This is a genomic window from Shewanella sp. SM87, from assembly GCF_025653705.1.
In the GTDB taxonomy this organism is placed as follows: domain Bacteria; phylum Pseudomonadota; class Gammaproteobacteria; order Enterobacterales; family Shewanellaceae; genus Shewanella; species Shewanella oncorhynchi.
This window is the reverse complement of record NZ_JAKKSC010000001.1, coordinates 87,455-107,701: the sequence shown is the minus strand read 5'-3', so window position 1 is coordinate 107,701 and position 20,247 is coordinate 87,455. Positions and strand designations below refer to the sequence as shown.

At 45.6% G+C, this 20,247-nt stretch carries 15 protein-coding genes and 1 riboswitch; of the genes, 5 read left to right on the top strand and 10 right to left on the bottom strand.

All coding sequences use genetic code 11. From position 1 onward, the window contains the following. Window positions 1–57: 57 nt before the first annotated feature. Window positions 58–450: an H-NS family nucleoid-associated regulatory protein gene (locus L5M11_RS00495; RefSeq protein WP_028761125.1), complete on the bottom strand. Its 393-nt coding sequence runs from the start codon at window positions 448–450 to the stop codon at window positions 58–60. A gap of 310 nt (window positions 451–760) precedes the next feature. On the opposite strand from L5M11_RS00495, the gene L5M11_RS00490 reads away from it, so the two are divergent. From L5M11_RS00490 to L5M11_RS00480, 3 genes are all read left to right on the top strand, one after another. Beyond that, a complete protein-coding gene (locus L5M11_RS00490; protein ID WP_263190979.1) occupies window positions 761–1,510 on the top strand; it encodes an electron transfer flavoprotein subunit beta/FixA family protein in 750 nt (249 codons plus the stop codon). Continuing rightward, window positions 1,511–2,437: an electron transfer flavoprotein subunit alpha/FixB family protein gene (locus L5M11_RS00485; RefSeq protein ID WP_028761123.1), complete on the top strand. Its 927-nt coding sequence runs from the start codon at window positions 1,511–1,513 to the stop codon at window positions 2,435–2,437. A gap of 95 nt (window positions 2,438–2,532) precedes the next feature. Beyond that, window positions 2,533–2,729, top strand: a riboswitch (Lysine riboswitch). 79 nt (window positions 2,730–2,808) lie between these two features. Next, window positions 2,809–4,377, top strand: a complete 1,569-nt coding sequence (locus tag L5M11_RS00480; protein WP_028761122.1) for a Na+/H+ antiporter NhaC family protein — start codon at window positions 2,809–2,811, stop codon at window positions 4,375–4,377. Between the two features lie 143 nt (window positions 4,378–4,520). Here L5M11_RS00480 and L5M11_RS00475 read toward each other — a convergent pair whose 3' ends face one another. Next, a complete protein-coding gene (locus L5M11_RS00475; RefSeq protein WP_263190978.1) occupies window positions 4,521–6,671 on the bottom strand; it encodes a M3 family metallopeptidase in 2,151 nt (716 codons plus the stop codon). A 203-nt stretch (window positions 6,672–6,874) separates the two neighbouring features. Then, the gene (locus L5M11_RS00470) at window positions 6,875–8,974 is read right to left on the bottom strand and encodes a multiheme c-type cytochrome (protein ID WP_263190977.1); all 2,100 of its coding nucleotides are present in this window, start codon (window positions 8,972–8,974) and stop codon (window positions 6,875–6,877) included. Between the two features lie 540 nt (window positions 8,975–9,514). Here L5M11_RS00470 and L5M11_RS00465 point away from each other — a divergent pair. Both L5M11_RS00465 and L5M11_RS00460 read left to right on the top strand, forming a co-directional pair. Beyond that, a complete protein-coding gene (locus tag L5M11_RS00465) occupies window positions 9,515–10,111 on the top strand; it encodes a thymidine kinase (protein ID WP_263163494.1) in 597 nt (198 codons plus the stop codon). A gap of 369 nt (window positions 10,112–10,480) precedes the next feature. Further along, window positions 10,481–13,558, top strand: coding sequence for a transglycosylase domain-containing protein (locus tag L5M11_RS00460; RefSeq protein WP_105252041.1), 3,078 nt, complete (start codon window positions 10,481–10,483; stop codon window positions 13,556–13,558). A gap of 154 nt (window positions 13,559–13,712) precedes the next feature. Here the strand turns inward: L5M11_RS00460 and L5M11_RS00455 are convergent, their stop codons facing one another. From L5M11_RS00455 to L5M11_RS00425, 7 genes are all read right to left on the bottom strand, one after another. After that, entirely contained in the window at window positions 13,713–14,924 is a 1,212-nt protein-coding gene (locus L5M11_RS00455; protein ID WP_263190975.1) for a PQQ-dependent sugar dehydrogenase, read from the bottom strand. A 170-nt stretch (window positions 14,925–15,094) separates the two neighbouring features. After that, window positions 15,095–15,853: a sulfite exporter TauE/SafE family protein gene (locus L5M11_RS00450; RefSeq protein ID WP_105252043.1), complete on the bottom strand. Its 759-nt coding sequence runs from the start codon at window positions 15,851–15,853 to the stop codon at window positions 15,095–15,097. A gap of 191 nt (window positions 15,854–16,044) precedes the next feature. Continuing rightward, window positions 16,045–16,362: a cytoplasmic protein gene (locus L5M11_RS00445; protein ID WP_263163490.1), complete on the bottom strand. Its 318-nt coding sequence runs from the start codon at window positions 16,360–16,362 to the stop codon at window positions 16,045–16,047. Window positions 16,363–16,400: 38 nt separating this feature from the next. Further along, the gene (locus tag L5M11_RS00440) at window positions 16,401–17,003 is read right to left on the bottom strand and encodes a DJ-1/PfpI family protein (protein WP_113940987.1); all 603 of its coding nucleotides are present in this window, start codon (window positions 17,001–17,003) and stop codon (window positions 16,401–16,403) included. A gap of 136 nt (window positions 17,004–17,139) precedes the next feature. After that, window positions 17,140–18,162, bottom strand: a complete 1,023-nt coding sequence (locus tag L5M11_RS00435; protein ID WP_263163489.1) for a hypothetical protein — start codon at window positions 18,160–18,162, stop codon at window positions 17,140–17,142. Between the two features lie 570 nt (window positions 18,163–18,732). After that, entirely contained in the window at window positions 18,733–19,389 is a 657-nt protein-coding gene (locus tag L5M11_RS00430) for a 3-oxoacid CoA-transferase subunit B (RefSeq protein WP_263190973.1), read from the bottom strand. A gap of 128 nt (window positions 19,390–19,517) precedes the next feature. Then, a complete protein-coding gene (locus L5M11_RS00425) occupies window positions 19,518–20,222 on the bottom strand; it encodes a CoA transferase subunit A (RefSeq protein WP_263190971.1) in 705 nt (234 codons plus the stop codon). Window positions 20,223–20,247 lie beyond the last annotated feature (25 nt).

Sequence of the window (20,247 nt, the reverse complement as noted above, 5' to 3'; positions counted from 1 at the left end):
AATGCGAGCTTTTATGCAAACTTGTGTTGGCAATTAGCGCCATCACACTTGGTTGGATTAGATTAAGAAATCTTCCATAGAACGACCTTTGTTGATCTCGTTCTTAAATACGGTAGGCATACGGCCTTGGCCAGTCCATTGAACCATTTCACCGTCAACTTCAATTTGGTATTTAGCTGGACGAGGAGCGCGTTTCTTCGCAGCAGCTTTAACAGCTACGCCACCTAAGTCATCAATTGATAAACCAACGGCTTCCATTTGTTGACGGATTTCTTCAATCTTAGCATTACGAGCTGCCATGGCTTGTTCTTCTTCCTCAGCCATAGACTCGCGTTCTACTAAAATTTTATCTAATTTGTCGGCTAAATCACGTAACTCTTCAACGCTAAGTTCTTTTACTGCAGCTTTAAAACGACGGCCGTGAGTTAATATCTCTAAAAATTCGCTCATATCTATTTTCGTCCCACTCTATTTTTAATACAGGATAATGGTGAACAACACCTAAATGATAGAAACTAATATAGCTCGAATCAAATAAAATTATGCGTTTTAAGGAAATTAAATATTATTTATTTTTTGAACTTTTCTTATTCCCTCAAATAAGTGTCCAAAAAAGTGGCCGTTGCAGCGGATTAAAAAATACAAACAGGCGTTTGACTTTGGTTGACGTTAACGTTAACAGGACGTAAAGTTGCTCTATCCTGCATTGGTATTAACCAATGTTTTGTCCATGTACATGAAAGTGTAGGAAGGAAACCCTATGAAAGTATTGGTGCCCGTTAAGCGCGTTGTTGATGCCAATGTGAAGGTCAGGGTCAAAGCTGACAATACAAGTGTTGACACTGCAAACCTAAAAATGGCGTTGAACCCTTTTTGTGAAATCGCAGTAGAAGAAGCGGTTCGTTTAAAAGAAGCGGGTAGCGCTACTGAAGTGGTTGTTGTCAGTATTGGTAATAAAGCCGTGCAAGAACAACTGCGTACCGCGCTTGCATTAGGCGCAGATCGTGCAATTCATATCGATACTGAAGAAGAGCTCGTGCCAGTGTCTATCGCCAAATTGCTCAAAGCGGTACAAGACAAAGAACAAGCAGAGCTGGTGATTTTTGGTAAGCAATCCATCGATGGTGATAATAACCAAACTGGCCAAATGTTTGCCGCGTTAATGGATATGCCACAGGCGACCTTTGCTTCAGAAATCAAATTAGAAGGGAATACGTTACAAGTCACCCGTGAAATTGACGGCGGCATGCAAACTCTCAAATTACCTTTACCTGCTGTTGTGACCGCCGATTTACGTTTGAACGAACCCCGTTACGCTTCATTGCCTAACATAATGAAAGCTAAGCGTAAGGCATTAGAAGTATTTACTGTGGCAGACTTAGGCGTGACGTTAAAGAGTCACCAAACGATTGTGAAGGTCACTCCGCCAGCTGAACGTAAAGCGGGCATCATGGTAGCGTCGGTAGCCGAGCTAGTTGAAAAGTTAAAAAATGAAGCGAAGGTGATCTAAATGGCCATTTTAGTATTAGCTGAACATGATAATGCAGCACTGAAACTCGATACGGCAAAAATTGTTACCGCCGCCCGCGCCATAGGCGATGAAGTACATGTTTTAGTAGCTGGTCACCAATGTGGCGCGGTTGTCCAAGCGGCACAGGCACTACAAGGCGTTAGCCAAGTACTCGTTGCCGATGCCAGCGTGTATGAAGCGCATTTAGCGGAAAATTTTGCCAAATTGCTGGTGGACTTAGCGCCAAACTATGGTCACATTCTGGCCTCGGCTTCAAGTTTAGGTAAGGACACGCTTCCGCGCGTTGCGGCATTATTAGATGTCGCGCAAATCTCAGAAGTCATTACTGTTGTCAATGCCGATACCTTTGTGCGCCCTGTGTATGCGGGTAACGCCTTAGCGACAGTGCAAAGCCATGATGCCATTAAAGTGATGACAGTGCGCGCCAGTGCGTTTGACGCTGCGCCAGAAGGTAACAGTGCGGCTGTGACGACACTCGATAAAGTGTTTGAAGCGAGAACTCAGTTTGTTTCTCAATCGCTGACAGTTTCTGCCCGTCCAGAGTTAGGCAATGCTGGCATTATCGTATCTGGCGGCCGAGGCATGGGCAGTGGTGAAAACTTCGGCATGTTAGAACAACTTGCTGACAAGCTCGGTGCAGCAGTTGGCGCATCACGCGCCGCAGTTGACGCAGGTTTTGTGCCTAACGATTTACAAGTGGGTCAAACCGGTAAAATCGTTGCGCCAAACTTGTATATTGCCGTCGGTATTTCTGGCGCGATTCAGCATTTAGCCGGCATGAAAGACGCTAAAGTCATCGTTGCAATCAACAAAGATCCTGAAGCGCCGATTTTTCAAGTTGCCGATTATGGACTCGTTGCAGATCTGTTTGAGGCGGTTCCTGAGCTGATTACAAGTCTCAGTTGATTTTATCTGTGATCTAGGTCACATTAAGTGGCTTTGCGGTAGCATCTGCTAAGCCGCTTATGTTTTTATGTGCCTCACGCCCGTGCAAGGGCGTTCTTAGAAGTAGAGGCGCGCCAAATATTAGTAGTGATCAGTAGGGTGATTCCGTTGATCGATTGCGAAAGGATTTGGTGCCGAAGTGGTTCGATTTATCACGATCGACTGCTGGGGTTGTACCTAATAGGTGCAGCACTGCCATAGTATTTTCCGATATGGATATTGGGAATAGTTACTATGGAGCGCTACTGATAGGACAGGTGACCTTGGGTATCTATTGCCTTTTCCCACCAGTTCAGTCGCCCTCCATTCGTATTTAACGAAGATAATAATCAATGACTGTTATGAATTATGCCGATTCGGCACTTTCCTTGTTGCCGCCTGCGGTGGCTATCGTGTTGGCGATATTGACTCGCCGTGTACTGCTTTCTTTGGGGTTAGGTATTTTAATTGGTGCTTTATTGCTCAATCAATTTTCACCTTTAGCAACGGGTGAGTTTGTATTTAATGGCGTGAAAGGGCTTTTTTGGACTGATAAAGGTCTAAATTCGTGGAACTTATATATTCTCGGTTTCTTAATTGTACTGGGAATGATCACAGCGTTAATTACCGTAAGTGGCAGCGCGCGGGCTTTTGCCGATTGGGCTCGTTTACATATACGTAATAAACGTGACGCTAAACTATTGACCATGTTTTTAGGTTGCGTAGTTTTTATTGACGACTATTTCAATAGCTTAGTTGTTGGTTCGGTCGCTCGACCTGTTACCGATCGTTATTATGTTTCCCGCGCTAAGTTAGCTTATTTATTAGATTCTACTGCGGCGCCTGTGTGCGTTATTTCTCCAGTTTCGAGCTGGGGCGCTTATATTATCGCACTCATTGGCGGGATATTAACTGCCCATGGTTTTGCTGATACGGGTCATTTGAGTATTTTTATTCAAATGATCCCGATGAACTTTTATGCAATCTTCTCCTTGTTATTATTACTTTTTGTTGTCTTTATGGGATTAGATGTTGGGCCAATGCGTGAGCATGAGCTCAATGCCCAACGTGGTAATTTATACGATGAGTCTAAAGGATTACCGCCTGGGGCGAACGCGGATTTACCTGAAGCCGAAACCGGTAAGATTTTAGGTCTGTTCCTGCCGATTACCGTATTGGTATTTGCAACCCTCTATTTTATGATTAACAGTGGCGCTCAAGTACTCGCGGCGGAAGGGATTGAATTTAATATTATTTCTGCTTTTGAGAAAACCGATGTCAGTTCATCACTTTTCTTTGGTGCATTAATTGGTCTAGCTGTTTCGCTGATATTGAATTTAGTGCAAGGCGTTGAGAAATTGATGATAGTCAAAGGTATAGTGCAGGGCGCTCGCTCTATGCTGCCGGCGATTTACATCCTGTTATTTGCTTGGACAATCGCAGGTGTGATTGGTCAACTCGAAACCGGTAAGTTTATGGCGAGTTTAGCAACAGGAAATATTCCGTTCGCGTTTTTACCCGCCTTAATGTTTGTGCTAGCAGGTATTACCGCGTTCTCAACTGGTACTAGCTGGGGTACGTTCGGGATCATGTTGCCGATTGCTGCTGATATGGCGATGGGAAGCCACACTGGCATGATGTTGCCTATGCTTGCCTCTGTGCTGGCGGGGGCTGTATTTGGCGATCACTGCTCGCCAATTTCCGACACGACTATCTTGTCGTCTACGGGTGCTAGTTGCCACCACATCGACCATGTGGTGACTCAACTACCTTATGCACTCATTGCGGCGTTTATTAGCTTAGTGGGTTATGTGGCACTTGGATTTACCGAGTCTGTTGTCGCGGGTTTAGTGGCTTGTAGTGTGGCATTTGTGATCAGTATTATCGTACTTAAAATCAAATCGAAAGGCGCAATTAGCTAGACGTTAATTGAAACCTTTCACTGCAAACGTTCACGACAAATAAGTCAAAATAAATCAGCCAGCATTATGCTGGCTGATTTTTTGGTTAAGGCTGAGTTTGTCTTTATCTCTAGCCTATCGCATTAAGGCTATCAACTCTTAGCTTAGCGTGCTTGATCTAGACCGCGGCGTTTAAGTAAGCCTTCTGTGGTTGGTTCTTGTCCGCGGAAGTTTTTGTAGGCGTCCATTGGCGCTATGCTATTACCCACTTCACGGATCGTTTTGCGGTACTTCATGCCGATTTCACGATTGAGCCCACCTTGGGTTTGTACATAGGCAAACGCATCCGCCGCTAAAATCTCACTCCACATATAAGCGTAATAACTTGCCGAGTAACCGCCGGGGAAGGCGTGGGCAAAATAGGTCGACTTATAACGCGGAGGTACGGCACTGATGTTTAAGCCGTGCTTTTTCAGGGCATTGGCTTCAAAGGTTGGTACATCTTGCAGCGGGGTATCTGGGCTTAATGAATGCCATTCCATGTCTACTAATGCAGCGGCCATGTATTCCAGTGTGTCAAAGCCTTGGTTGAAACTGCCTGATTTCAGTAGTTTTTGCAGCAGTTCATCGGGAATGGGTTTGCCCGTTTCGTAGTGTTTCGCGTAGTTCGCTAACACTTTTGGATGGGCGGCCCAATCTTCTTCAAACGTCGATGGAAATTCGACAAAGTCGCGTGAAACCGAGGTGCCCGCCAGACTTGGATAAGTCACTTTAGAGAACATGCCGTGGGTGCCGTGACCCATCTCATGGAACATAGTGGTGACTTCGTTATAGCTGACGAAGGTGGGTTGACCTTCGGGCGCTTTCTTTATGTTCATCACGTTGACGACCACAGGTTTAGTGCCTTCGAGGAAGGATTGGCCGACGAACGAACTCATCCAAGCGCCACCACGTTTACCTTCACGGGCAAAATAGTCGGCGTAGAAAATGGCCATGCTTGAGCCATCGGCATCAAACATTTCGTAGGCTTTTACATCGGGATGGTAAACCGGTAAATCTGGGCGTGGTTTTAAGGTGACGCCATAGAGTTCTTTGAGTGTGTAGAATACGCCGTCTTCGAGCACGCGGTTAAATTCGAAGTATGGGCGAATGCTATTGGCATCGAGGGCGTATTTTTCTTGGCGGACTTTTTCTGCGTAAAACTCCCAGTCCCACGGTGCCAGTTCAAATTTCCCACCGGTTTTAGTGATCATGGCTTGAATGTCGGCCGCTTCTTTCTCTGTGTTAGCAACTACCGCAGGCACCATTGAACCAAACATGCTGTAAACCGCTTCGGGTGTTTTGGCCATTTGCGGTGCTAATCGATAACTTGCCCAGTTTTCATAGCCTAATAGTGTTGCGCGCTCGGCTCTGAGTTTCGCTAAACGAGATACGAGTGACGCAGTTTCGTTTTCACCAGTTAAGCCACGGTTCGCTGAGGCTTCCCAAATACGCTGGCGTAGCTCACGGTTTTCCAGTGATGCCAACACAGGTTGGCGAGTGGTGTTGGTGATGTTAATCAGATACTTGCCATCGTGACCTGCCGCCTTGGCATCGTTCGCGGCTGAAGTGATTTCACCGTCGGTTAATCCAGCAAGTTCATTTTTTGAATCCACCACAACGGCGATTTCTTTGGTTAAGCGTAATAAACGCTGAGAGAACTCATTCGTTAGTGTTGATTGTTCTTCATTTAACGCGCGGATTTTAACTTTTTGTTCATCGGTAAGTTTAGCGCCAGCCATGATAAAGCGTTGGTGATATACCTCAACCAAACGTACGGCTTCTGGGGTTAACCCTAAGTTAGTGCGGTCGTTATAGATGGCTTCGATACGGGCAAATAGCGCTGGGTTTAAGTTGATATTATCTGAGTGGGCCGCCATTTTGGGCGCCATTTCGCCTTGGATTTTACGCAGTTCTGGATTGCTATTCGACCCTGCTAAATTATAAAACACGCTTGATGCACGGTTGAGTAAGGCGCCGCTTTTCTCCATAGCCACTATCGTATTATCGAAGGTTGCTGCTGCCGGATTATTGGCTATTGCGAGAATTTCTTGGTACTGCTCTGCCATGCCTTGCTCTAGGGCTGGCGCGAAGTGCTCATTCTTAATGAGGCTAAAATCAGGGGCTTGATATTGCAGGTTACTGGCTTGGAACAGCGGGTTTTGGGTTTGTACCGAGATAACGTTAGGTGCTTTAGTTTCTGTGCTGCTGCAACCTGCCATGAATCCGGCGGCGAGAGTGGCGCCGATGGCGATGGCAATAAAACTTTTACGCATAATTGAGTGACTTCCTTTGAATTGTTGTTTTTTTAGGACTGTAACGTTAGTAACTTAAATAGGACTGAAAATGGCTTGTTATCGGGAATGTCTAAGTAAAAAAGGAGCCTCGCATTAGCGAGACTCCTTTGGCTATTTCCTTGCAGGGAAAATAGGTACCGCTTTTTACTTACTTCTTAATCACGCGATGATGAGATGATTAATTAGCGAGTAAACTTGTGGTATTTATCAATACCAGAACTTCTACCTGTGTCATGACATACTGCACAGGATTCAGAGGTCGGTTGTTTAAACCAATCAGCCACACTTGGTACGCTGATTTCACCACCGTTGCTTGCCATATGCGCCTTAGCAGAATCGCTAGTGTGGCAGGCATAACAGTTAGCGGTGACAGGACTGGTCATTTTGTTACCTGGCTCAAGAATGTATTGATTGGGCACTTTGCCTAAATCAATCGCTTTTTCGTGACAGGCAACACAGCTAGTAGAGGCTTCAATCGCGCCTGCACCGTTTGCGGTTTGCGCTTGAGTTCCATCAGCTTTAACTTCACCGACTTTAGCGCCATTACCCCAGTGCCAGCTGTGTACCATAGGACCAAAACCAGCGCCTAAGGCTGCTGATGTACGTGCCATGCCGTTGTCATGACAGGCGATACAAGCATTACCACCTTCATCGAAGGCACCATTTTTGTGGAACGCAGTGGCATCGTTGTGACAAGTAGTACAGCTGTTAGTACTCGCTATCTCACGACGTTCGAAGCCAGAGACCTTTTGAGTGGTGACAGGGTTAACGACATCTGAGTAAGCCGTAAAGGATATACCCATAGAACCATCATAACCTGTCGCTCTTAGGCTACCATTACTTTGGTAACGTTGATTGCCATCATATTCCATCCAACCAGCGGTACTGAATGTCACGCGGGCAGAATAAACATAGTTAGCATTCACTGCGCTGATATCCGTCAGTAAATGACAGATATTTTTAGTGCCGTCAGTGTTGTAACCATAGTAGTAGTTAGTACGGTTACCTGGGCGACCCACTAAGCTGCCATTTTCATAGGAATGTAAATAAGCGCCCGCATAAACTACGGGTTTCTTAGCGTCATATACTAGCGGGCTAGAATAGTTAAAGTTGTCTTTAATGCTAAAGACGTTACCATCGGTGTCTTTCACTGTCAGCGTTGTACACCAGCCTGGGGCGGTTACTGCTGCCGCAGCACCTGTCGGCGCATAGTGGTCTGTCTTGGTAGAAATATCATCTACTTTAACAGGTGTTGATAGACTCAATTTATACTTAGCGCGAATCGCTTGGCGTTCGGTTATACCCGCTTTGCTTTCGTGCATAATGCGCAGATCCGCACCATTACTTGGGATAATAGCCCCTGGTACGCCACCACTGTCATGGCAATCAATACAACCTGGTCCGGCTACGTTGATGTTTTTAGGTGCTTCAACGTGACAAGATGTACAGTTTTGTACTGAAAAGTCTTTAGTAAAATCTTGGTGATTGATATGACCAATTTTAGATAGGGTGTTTGTCGCATAGCCACCCGTAGAGAAACCTTCAGCATTGACAACTGCGCGGCTAACTGAACCGTGACACACTAAACAGCCTTCCACGAAGGTGACTTCGCTGTCCATGCCAGTAGCGACATAGCTTGCATGACGACGAGGGCTTGTTGAGTAGTCGATATGGCAAGAGTAACAACTATCAGTTGTAGTTGAATGGGTGCCTTCAGGTTTGTTAACGACCAGAGGTTTAGAGGTCGCAATACCATTATTACCACCGACACGTAACCAAACGATACCTTCAGTGCTTGGATTAACCCCTTTCATTGGTACTTTAAATTGGTAATGACCATCAGCTAAAGCGGTCAATTCAGCGCCGACGGTTGCTTGAGTTGCTTCACCGCCAATATGGACGTTATCTGCAACACCATTTTTATCAGCTTCGGTGCGGTTAGTGATGAAGCCTTTATCTGTTAGTGCAGCCACTTTGGCTTGAGCATTTAACAGTCCGTTGATTAGGTTATTGTTTTCATCTGTAATTTCAAATTCGTAAGTGATACTGCCTTCGCCAAAGCTATAGTTGACCACTTTGACGTTAGTCATAGTAGAACTGGTGACAGGGGGCGGTGTTCCAGGCTCACCGGGTGTTCCAGGTTCACCGGGTGTTCCAGGGATACCGGGCGTTCCTGGTGCTCCATCTACACCATCTTTACCATCATCGCCACAGCCAACAAGGGCGCCAGTTAGTGCTAAGGCAACTAAATATGCCAGTTTTCTAGAGGTGAAAATTCTCATCATAATCTCCATTTGATCCAATATGCGAATAAAGGACGGAGTGGAGCACTAAAGTTTGCAGGGTAGATTAGTGCTTTGACCGTTGGTCTCAATTTGCAAGCTATCGAATACTTTTCTTTTTTAATTGAGCACGTTTTGTCTCGAATGAAATATTACTGTTAACGCTATGTTTATTTTTTGAGCGCAAGCCCATTTATACCTATTACTTTGGAGGTAGATCGCACTTTTTAAATTTAACTTTTACTAATTTTTCCTTATGAAACAACATTTAAGTTTCAGTTAAGCTTTCATTAACAATTGAACGGCATCGGGACGTTTTTTATGTTTTTTGCAGGGAAGAGTATTAAATGAAGTGGACTAGAAATATTTCAGGAGGCGATTGGGGATTAAAATGATTGATAAGTTGGTGTCATTGCAGAATTTCATGATAAAAGCTTAGCGGCTGCTAGTGTTCTGATGTGAAGCGCAATGTTAGACTAGCGCTCAATTTGGCTCTGGTAGCAGACGCGTAAGCGCTAACGTTTTTAAAGGGTATAAGTCTTGGCTCAATTGTATTTTTATTATTCGTCTATGAACGCGGGTAAATCCACTTCCCTATTACAGTCATCCTATAACTACCGTGAACGCGGTATGAATACTTTGGTCATGACAGCTTCCATAGATGACAGGTATGGCAAAGGTAAAGTGGCCTCGCGTATTGGCATTGAAACCGAAGCACAGGTATTTAGTAGCCAAGATGATTTAACTCAAATGATTAGCGATGTGCATCAAGCTACGCCATTAAGTTGTGTGCTGGTGGATGAGTGTCAGTTTTTGAGTAAAGAACAGGTTAAGCAACTGACGCATGTGGTCGATAATATTGATATTCCTGTACTCTGTTATGGCCTAAGAACGGACTTTCAAGGCGAACTTTTTAGCGGCAGTCATTATTTATTAGCTTGGGCCGATAAATTAGTTGAGTTGAAGACTATTTGTCATTGTGGCCGTAAGGCTAACATGGTGGTGCGTCTTGATGGTGAAGGCAAGGTGATGCGCGAGGGTGAGCAAGTGGCGATTGGCGGTAATGAAAGTTACGAGTCTGTCTGTCGCAAGCATTTTCGTGAATTTATCTGGGATGCGCATGAATATGTGGGATGAGGCTTCGTTAATCACGTGTGATTATTGAGCGACTCATTCTTTTTATGCGACTTAAATTAGCTCGTTTTGTTTTTAAGTCATACTGTCTGTTGCCTTAATCGCTGAAAATACCTTGATATCAACAAATTAATATTTGGCAAAATGTACTATCAGCTTAACATTAGTATTGATTAGTGGCGGTTGTGGGTCACAGGCACCCTTCTTTACAGTGAAGTTAGGTTTGATAAAGTGTGGAACATAATGGGTACTAAGACTAATTAATAGAGCCGGATAATGGCTAGATGAGTTTGATATCTTGCTTTACTGAGTGGCAACGGATTTGCTGAGTTGCATGAAAGATGAATATTTTAGTGTTTTTTTGGAGCTGTTTTGCCTAATTCCACATCAGAGATGAAGTTCGAAAATTATCGTCCTCGTCCACCACAACCTGAGCCTAAAGCTAAGGTTAAGCCGCCGCGTAAAGCCAGATCAAAGGGCAGGGTCTGGTTCTTATTTTTCATTCTGATTTGCTGCGCTGCATTGCTGATTGGACTTGAGGTTAAAACTTCGTTTTACCAAGCAAAATTCATCAATCAATATGCTAAGACGCTCACCTATGAATTAGAAAGCTCACCGAGCCAAGCGGTTATTTATCCTAGTTATGGTCCTTTTGATGAGCGCCATGGCTACAGTAAGTTACCTCAATATATTGATAGGTTATTGCAACGGAATTTTCAGGTTACTCAACAAGTGGCGTTTTCGCCAGCGTTGCAGGAATACGCTCAACTTGGATTTTTTCCGCCTTACCATGAAAAGGCTCAATCTGGGTTGACGCTGCTCGATTGCCGCAATACTGATTTATACGAATTTGCCTATCCTAAACGGGTTTATCAGGACGACGATAAGATCCCCAATGAAATCGTTAATACTTTACTGTTTATTGAAAACCGCGAGTTATGGACGACGGAAGAGAAACTCAATCCTGTGATCGACTGGCCACGTTTTGTGGTGGCAGGTATGAGTCAAATTGCTGAAATGGTTGGTATGAATGTCTCTACCGCGGGTGGCAGTACACTCGCGACTCAGATTGAGAAATTCCGCCATTCTTCCCAAGGTTTAACCTTGAGCATTAAGGATAAGTTACTGCAAATTGGCTCGGCCAGTGTGCGCGTGTACCAACAAGGTGAAAACACTGAACCTGCTCGTAAGCGCATCGTTCAAGATTATCTGAATACCGTGCCATTATCTTCGGCGCCAAATCATGGTGAAGTTCATGGTATTGGTGATGGATTGTGGGCGTGGTTTGGTACCGATTTCGATACTGCAAATAAGCTGTTAGCATCGCCGCAGATCAAAGGTAATGCCACCAAGCGCGGACAAGTATTCCGGCAAGTAGTTGCCTTGATGATCGCCCAACGTCGTCCGTCCTACTATCTATTACAAGGTCATGAAGATCTTGAAAACTTAGTCGATAGCCATATCCGTTTACTCGGCCAGTATTATTTGATTGATCGTGGTCTACGTGATGCTGCACTCGCGCAGAAATTGCAGTTTAAGGTCGCCAAGCCGCAGCGTAATACCCAATCTGGCGCAGATAAGGGCGTGAACACAGTTCGCATTCGCACCGCAGGCATGTTAAATGTGGGGCTGTATGATTTAGACAGGCTCGATTTGACGGTCAATAGTAGCTTACACAGTGACTTACAGCAGAAAGTCAGTCACTACTTACGCAGTCTGGCGCAAGTGCCTACCGCGGAGAAAGTGGGTCTGCTTGGCGAACGGTTACTCGACCCAAGTCAACTGCAAAACGTACTGTATAGCTTTACGCTTTATGAGCGCACTGAGACCGCCAACCGAGTTAGAGTGCAGACGGATAGCACCGATCAGCCTTTTGATATTAACGAGGGCAGTAAGTTGGAATTGGGCTCAACCGCTAAATTGCGGGTGATGGCGACCTACTTAGAAATCATTGCCGAGATCCACGACAAGTATTCCAAGAAACATGGGATTGAATTGGAATCCATCATTATCGAACCTAGGGATCATTTAACCCGTTGGGCGATTGATTACTTGATTTTGAATCCCGACAGACGTTTAGACCGCATGTTAGATGCGGCGTTACAGCGAGAATATTCGGCCTCAACCAGTGAACAATTTTTTACCGGTGGTGGGTTGCATGTGTTTAATAACTTTAAAAAAACAGAAGATTTAAAAACGCCAACACTTTACCAAGCCCTGCAGGATTCGGTTAACTTGCCGTTTGTGCGCCTTATGCGCGATATTGTGAATTACAGCAGTAGTATGCAAAACGAGGGCAATATGGCCCAGTTGCTGCGTAATGATAAAGATCCGCGCCGTGACGAATATCTGCGGGTATTTGCTGATAGAGAAGGTAATACCTTCGTTACTAAGTTTTATCGTAAGTACAAAAAAGTGGCTGCGAATGAGCGTTTCGACATGTTTTTTGACGGTTTGTCCCAGTCGGAGCAGCAGTTGACGGCGGCGTATCGCTATTTACTGCCCGATGAACCTATGGCGGCATTTAAGGCTTTCTTGAAGCAAAGATTGCCACAGGTAAGCTATACCGATGGTCGTATTAAGAGCTTATACAACAAGTACGGTCCGGATAAATATAATTTGCCAGATCAAGGCTATATCGCACGGGTGCATCCCTTGGAATTGTGGGTGCTGGATTATCTTAATCATAATCCTGATGCCAACTTGAACGATGTTAAGCAGGCGAGTGAAGCACAACGTCAAGAGGTTTACCGTTGGTTGTTTAGGACGCGGCATAAAAACGCCCGTGACGTACGAGTGCAAGTGATGCTTGAAGTTGAAGCCTTCCTTGACATACATCAACGTTGGGCGCGTTTAGGTTATCCCTTTGATTCTATGGTGCCATCCTTAGGCTCAGCACTGGGTAGCTCGGGTGACCGACCCGCAGCCTTAGCCGAGCTGATGGGCATTATTCAAAACGACGGCTATCGTTTGCCCACAGTGCGTATCAATCAGCTGCATTTCGCCGCAGATACGCCCTATGAAGTGAGATTGCAGAATCAGAACACCCAAGGTGAGCGGGTAATGCGCCATGAAGTAGCACAAGCCTTAAAAGCAGCGCTGGCGAACGTAGTGCAAAACGGCACCGCACGTCGTTTAAAGGGCATTTTTACCGATGAAAAAGGTGGCATGTTAGCCATAGGCGGGAAAACCGGCACCGGTGATAACCGTATTGTGACTCAGATGCAGCAAGGTAAAAAAGTGGCGACTACGGCGATGAACCGCACTGCGACCTTCGTGTTTTATCTAGGTGACAAATACTTCGGTACTTTGACCGCCTTCGTGCCAGGCAGTAAATCCGATGATTTTAGTTTTACTTCGGCGCTGCCATTGCAGGTGATGAAGGGCATGATGCCTATTTTAGCTCCCTATGTACAAACCGAGCAGGGCATGTGTGTGGTGAACGAATAAAGGCATGAATTAATAAGTGCCACGCCAACGACAAAGAGTGTTCCAGATGAACACTCTTTGTCGTTTTAAGGCTTAAATTCTCTATCGATTGAGTTTATTGCTGTGGTTAACATGGTTTAGTTAAAGCACTGTGATAAAAGTGCAGCGATTAAGATTACTGCGGCGATAACTGGTAAATTTTTGATTTAGCTTCATCGGTTACGAGATAAATCAGTCCATCTGGCCCTTGCACGACTGAGCGCAATCTTTGCCCTAATTCAGTTTTCAGTAGCCGCTCTTCTTTAATAATCTTGTCGCCATCAAGTACTAAACGCACCAGTGTTTTTCCCTTTAGGCTGGCGAGTAACAGATTATTTCGCCACTGTGGAAATTTATCACCTGTGTAAAACATAAAGCCCGCCGTGGCAATCGAGGGAACCCATTTGTAGACGGGTTGCTCCATTCCCACCTTATGGGTGCCTTCGCCGATGTTGCCGCCACCATAATTCTCACCATAGGTAATCACTGGCCAGCCATAGTTTTTAGCCGCTTGGTCGATATTGAGTTCATCGCCGCCTTGGGGCCCATGTTCGCCCGTCCACAATACTTTGCTGATGGGATTGATCGCCGCGCCCTGCATATTGCGGTGACCAATAGACCAGATCTCGGGTAAGGCGCCAGCCGTATTGACGAAGGGGTTATCCTTAGGCACTGAGCCATCGGCATGAATACGCACCACTTTGCCTAAATGATTGTCCAATGTTTGTGCGCTATCTTTTTCACTATAGCGATCGCCGAGTGTGATAAACAGTGTGCCGTCAGGCGCCCACACTAAACGAGATCCAAAATGGTGACCGCTGTTGATTTTGGGGTGCTGACTAAAAACGCGGGTGAGATTTTCAAGCTTGTTACCATTGAGAGTGGCAAAACTGACCGCTGTGCTATTGAGCTCGCTTGCATCACCTTCAGCGGGTTCTGAATAACTGAAATAGATTTTTTTGCTGCTAGCAAAATCTGGCGCAAGCACGACATCAAGTAAACCACCTTGACCTTTGGCATACATAGGCGGTAAACCCGTTAAGGGTTCACCCACTTTGCCTGCGGTGCTGACAATGCGCATTCTGCCAGCGCGTTCAGTCACGAGCATGCTGCCGTCGGGTAAAAATGCCATGCCCCAGACATTTTCTAACCCTTGGGCTATGGTTTTTACCTGAATATTACCCGTTTCCGTTTTGACGCTAATGGTCGCTGCGCTAGCGGTTTCGGTGTAAATAGCCGGTGAGCATGCAATAAGACACAGGGCAAGATTTAAGGTGCTGAGCTTCAAGGTCTTTGGCATTAATTTACTCAGTCTCAAGGTACTCAGCTTCAAGGTCATCAGTTTCATCGCTATCCTTAATCACACTGTTCTCCTATAGGATGGATCAGAGTAACAAGTCAGTCACATAAGGGCAATTTATCGGTGAGACCTTGTATCGAAAACTCGCCTGTCCAGCTGTTATGAGCTTAAGCTTCACAAATCAAAAGTCTAACGTATGAAAACTAACGCATGAAAAACTAGCGCATGAAAAAGCCTAAGGCCATCGCTAAACCGACGATCACAATAAAGCCGCGTAGCAAGGGCTGTGAAATACGGTAGGCCAGCGCCGCCCCCACATAACCACCGACAATCGCCATAACGGCAAGCAGCAACAGATATTGCCCATCGATCACATTGCCCGCGGCATAAACCACAACGGCGATGGCGGTGAGCAGGGCTGAAATCAGATTTTTAAGTCCGTTCATCCCATGTAGATTGGTTTGCCCCATCAGGCCAAAACTTGCGAGTAGTATGATGCCTAAGCCACCATTAAAATAACCGCCATAGATACACACAGCCGACAGCATTATCAGTGCCGTTATCGGACTTAACATTGGCGTAGAGGTGTTTTCGCCTTGCTCAGCGATTCTTCGTTTGAGCAACCAAGGGCCAACAATAAAGGCCGCGGTGGCCAGTAGAATCAGCCAAGGGATCAGCTTTGCGAAGACTTGCTCGCTGGTGGTCAGCAAAATACCCGCGCCAATACTGCCGCCAATTAAAGCAATTAAGATCAGATTCTTAAGGCTAAGACTCGCCGGATATTCGATATCCTTTCTAAAACGCCATGCGCTGGCGATATAACCGGGCAGCAGCGCGGCTGTCCCCGTGGCATTCGCCGCAATCGGTGGAACCCCGACAAACACTAACGCTAAAAGGGTAATAAAACTGCCACCACCGGCAACTGCATTGAGCATGCCGCCTAAAAAGCCTGCGAGTGCAATAATAAGCCAGTCCATAGATACCGCTCCTTTGGACAATGAGAGAGATAAACAGAGCGCTAAAAATGTGTCTGTTATTATGAGTCAATCTAAGCACTCACCCTAACAGGATGATTTCGATATTGAAAGTCGCGTAATGATTCGTTACATATCGCCATTCGTGAAGGTGAAGATATAGGATGAGTGAGCAGGCTTTTACTTGCTTAGTGCTAGGGTACTTGATCCCAAATACCAGACATAAAAATAACCGCTGCTATGGCTTCACTTTGCTCGGTAAAAACATCTTCTCCCCAACAGTTTTGTCCACGTTCTTGGTAATAAACATGAAAGGTACTGAGCATAGGTGTTCGAATGCAATACCAACCATCGAAGGTATTCTTAGCAAAATGCACCCAATGCTGCGCATCAGCAGTTTGGATTTGCTGAATGAGTAATTCATTTTGCGATAGCAAAGCCACAAGCTCATTCGGGGTGGTTATTTGATGCTCGGCTTTTATAGCCTCGAGAAGATTTTTAAGTTTTATCATGGGATCCTTTTCATTCATCGAGAGTATCTACATCACTTTTAACGAATGGCCGCGGAGATGGAGGATTGGATTAATGCTTCAAAAATATCTGTTTGCCCGGCAGGAATAAGCTGCCTGTGAATTTCGCGGCGTTTCGCACTGTCGAATAAACGCTCCGCAACCCAACCGGTTAAATAGAGTGAGGAAAGGCAGCCACCCGCAGTGGCAATATTGCCATTAATCACGAGGGCGCAGTCTTCTACATCGACGCCCATGGCAACTAGGGCAGGTTTTGCATCGGGGTGAGTCGTTGCTGAAAGATTGTCGAGTAGCCCTAATTTGGCAAAGAAGAATGACCCAGCGCAGATACTGCCAAGCAATTGTCGTGTGGGATCTAATTTAAGGGCGGACATAAACTCAGTATCAGCAAGTGCCGCAGGTACGCCTTTGTAACCACTGCTGAATAATACCACGTCGGCATCAGCGACTTCGGCCACATGACCATCGGTTGCAACCGTCATCCCCAAGCTTGATATGTGGCTAGGTTTGGTCCCGAGTACTTTTACTGTCCAATCGGTTTTTGTACGGCCGAGAATATCGCGCATTAAGAAGAAATCGATATCGGTAAATTCATCAAATATCACAATCGCAATCTGGTACATAAGCTTTCCTCTGGCTTGTATTGTGGATGACTTAAGGCTTGAATACGCTCAACCTTAAGCCTTGGGTCCTCAATATTAATAGAATCATAATTTTATTGGTTATCCATTTTTTATGAAAATTTGGTTAATCAAAATCTTAACCAGCACTAAACGATGGCAGTCGCTTGGCGAAAATAGCATGGGCATCAAAATCTTGGCTTTGCATTCTGGTTAATGTGTTGGTTAACACCTCATCAGCAGCATCTTCAATCCGCTGTATCCCTAACGTTGCAACATAATCACTAAATGATGTGGATACTTGTTCAAACAAAGCTGTGATCTCGCCAAAGGCTGGATGACTGAATTGTGGGTTAGGCAAACCCCTAAGGGATCGCAGTTTCAGCAGCATTAACGCTGTCAATGGTAAATATGTGTGCGGTCCACCATTGAACTCAAAAAAGCACTTTTTATCCCCAATAACTGCTTGTTCTACCTGATGATCACACAGGGTTTGCAGCATAGTGCTGATGAATTCGATATCCTGTGTGTCCCAGTTATCTAAAAATGGCGCATAGGGGAAAGGAGCCGTTTTTCGCAGTGTCACTTGCACTTCCGTGGCAAAAGGCGGCTCAATAACGCCCAAATAGCGCCCATACAGCAGCACCAAAAAATCGCCTATAAAACTGTGGGAGCGAATTATCCAGCCTGAGCGCCAAGCCATTGCGTTGGCATAATACAGCTCGTCGGCCTCAGTCTTAAGCCCTGAAAAAAGCATCAGCACCAGCCTGAATACATGGGTTGTATCCCAACTAGCATTAGTAAAACCACCGGTGTTTTCAACCGCAGTGCAGTATTTGTAATAGTCTATGGCGGTATCAAAATAGCCGTAAGCGAGCGAATGCAGCAGCGGTGCCGCCTCGAGCTTGCCTGATTCAATATACGTAAGTTGTGCCGCAAGATTCCAATGGCATTCAGGTACTGCGAACTCAGATCCAAATAACTCCCACTGGCGAAAATCATCAGGGTAATCAATATATGCTTTTAATCTCTCGAATTTTTCCGCTATCCCAGTATCAATATAACCAGTCAACAAATACTGGTTGTATTCAAACACGTTTTTTGGATAATCGCGCATCAGCTTGCGGCTTCGGCTGCGTTTATTGAGAAACTTATCTAACATTCTGTGTATCCTTTTTACTTAGCTGGCGTCAAGTTTACCGTAACGGCGCTAAATATGACTATCTGTAGCATTTTTGAAGCAAGCATTAAGCGACTCCGTTGTAGCGATGGTGAACACACATTCGCCAGCAAAGAACCTTGCTAACATATGGTGTTATCAGTTTAATGCACGACATTGTTCATTATTGAATATGCTGGGATGGGGAGTAAACCGCACTCTTGCGTTGGCGACCATCGGAAAAAGGGACTTTTTCGTTGAGCCCCCAAAGATGGATTTACGGCGTGTCGCCAGAGCATTAGTGCTGTTTATGGCGATAAGCTCTCAAAAAGTACCTAGACTGCAAAAGCTCACAGAAAACAAGGTTTGTAGTGAACAAGCTGGTGGTGAATTTTACTCATGGTTCTCCGCTTCGTGGGGACAACAAAAGCAACGAGGCCCAGAATCATTTTTTGGGCCTTGTTAGTATCGTAAAACGTCGGTTAACGCTCAAAATTCTTTAGGTTAAAGCTTCAAACTAACTTGAGTTTCAACCTTAGCCGCTATACGTTACTTGCGCATTTTAGAGAACGCTTAAAACACCATTTCTGGTACATGCTCTGGCACGATTAACTTGCCGGCGGTTTTGCTGACGATTTCTTCGACGCTGACACCTGGTGCGCGCTCGAGTAAATGGAATGCGCCATCTTTGATTTCGATAAAGGCTAAATCTGTGACGACACGTTTAATGCAGCCGTAACCAGTCAGCGGCAATTCGCACACGGGTAACAGCTTAGAGTTGCCGTACTTATCGGCGTGCATCATGGTGACGATAATATTTTCGGCACCTGCCACTAAATCCATTGCGCCGCCCATGCCCTTGATGAGCTTGCCGGGGATCATCCATGAGGCGATAGAGCCGTTCACATCGACTTCAAAGGCGCCGAGTACGGTTAAGTCCACATGGCCGCCACGGATCATGGCAAAGCTCTCGGCTGAAGAGAAAAACGACGCGCCTTTCACGGCGGTAACGGTTTGTTTACCCGCGTTAATTAAATCGGGATCTATGGTGTCTTCGGTTGGGAATTCACCCATGCCGAGTAGGCCGTTTTCCGATTGCAACATGACTTCCATGCCTTTGGGAATGTAGTTGGCCACTAGCGTGGGAATACCAATACCGAGGTTGACGTAGTAGCCGTCTTGTAATTCTTTGGCTACGCGCTGAGCAAGTTGTTCTCTTGATAATGCCATGATATCTATCCTTTCTAGTTGGCTTTGACGCTTTGGCCTTTACTCTTAGGTTTTTACCCTTAGTTTTTTACTTTAGGGAGCTAAGTGCCAATTGCGTTAACTGTGTTTCAAGGTTTTGCCAGCGCCTTTTATTTCGCTGCTTTTACCGTGCGCTGCTCGATACGTTTCTCGAACGTGCCTTGAATAACGCGGTCAACATAGATGCCGGGAGTATGGATATGATCAGGATCGAGCTCGCCCGGTTCCACAATAAACTCGGCTTCCACAACCGTGATTTTGCCTGCAGTCGCCATCATAGGGTTAAAGTTAGCTGCGGTTTTGCGGAACACTAAGTTACCCATGGTATCGGCCTTCCATGCGCGCACTAAGGCAAAATCGGCGGTCAATGATTCTTCTAACACATAGTGACGGCCTTTAATTTCGCGGGTTTCTTTGCCTTCAGCCACGGGGGTGCCGTAGCCTGTGGCGGTGAAAAATGCCGGAATGCCTGCGCCGCCCGCGCGGATTTTTTCCGCCAGCGTGCCTTGGGGCGTTAAAATCACATTCAATTCACCCGAGAGCATTTGCTGCTCGAAGGTGGCGTTCTCACCCACGTAAGAGGCGATCATGGTTGAAATCTGGCGATGTTTTAACAATAAGCCCAAGCCGAAATCGTCGACGCCGGCATTGTTCGAAATGGCGGTTAAGCCCTTAACGCCCATCTTCACCATTTGATTGATTAAGCCTTCAGGAATACCGCACAGGCCAAAACCGCCAACCATAATGGTCATATCATCGGATAAACCTGTTAACGCTTCTTCATAGCTGTTGACGACTTTATTGAGTCCTGCCATTTTGATGTCCTTTTACTGTTATTCA

Excerpts from the sequence above, each read along its gene's own strand:
- L5M11_RS00495 (WP_028761125.1), bottom strand. The coding sequence starts at position 450 with ATGAGCGAATTTTTAGAGATATTAACTCACGGCCGTCGTTTTAAAGCT.
- L5M11_RS00490 (WP_263190979.1), top strand. The coding sequence starts at position 761 with ATGAAAGTATTGGTGCCCGTTAAGCGCGTTGTTGATGCCAATGTGAAG.
- L5M11_RS00485 (WP_028761123.1), top strand. The coding sequence starts at position 1,511 with ATGGCCATTTTAGTATTAGCTGAACATGATAATGCAGCACTGAAACTC.
- L5M11_RS00480 (WP_028761122.1), top strand. The coding sequence starts at position 2,809 with ATGACTGTTATGAATTATGCCGATTCGGCACTTTCCTTGTTGCCGCCT.
- L5M11_RS00475 (WP_263190978.1), bottom strand. The coding sequence starts at position 6,671 with ATGCGTAAAAGTTTTATTGCCATCGCCATCGGCGCCACTCTCGCCGCC.
- L5M11_RS00470 (WP_263190977.1), bottom strand. The coding sequence starts at position 8,974 with ATGAGAATTTTCACCTCTAGAAAACTGGCATATTTAGTTGCCTTAGCA.
- L5M11_RS00455 (WP_263190975.1), bottom strand. The coding sequence starts at position 14,924 with ATGAAACTGATGACCTTGAAGCTGAGTACCTTGAGACTGAGTAAATTA.
- L5M11_RS00450 (WP_105252043.1), bottom strand. The coding sequence starts at position 15,853 with ATGGACTGGCTTATTATTGCACTCGCAGGCTTTTTAGGCGGCATGCTC.
- L5M11_RS00445 (WP_263163490.1), bottom strand. The coding sequence starts at position 16,362 with ATGATAAAACTTAAAAATCTTCTCGAGGCTATAAAAGCCGAGCATCAA.
- L5M11_RS00440 (WP_113940987.1), bottom strand. The coding sequence starts at position 17,003 with ATGTACCAGATTGCGATTGTGATATTTGATGAATTTACCGATATCGAT.
- L5M11_RS00435 (WP_263163489.1), bottom strand. The coding sequence starts at position 18,162 with ATGTTAGATAAGTTTCTCAATAAACGCAGCCGAAGCCGCAAGCTGATG.
- L5M11_RS00430 (WP_263190973.1), bottom strand. The coding sequence starts at position 19,389 with ATGGCATTATCAAGAGAACAACTTGCTCAGCGCGTAGCCAAAGAATTA.
- L5M11_RS00425 (WP_263190971.1), bottom strand. The coding sequence starts at position 20,222 with ATGGCAGGACTCAATAAAGTCGTCAACAGCTATGAAGAAGCGTTAACA.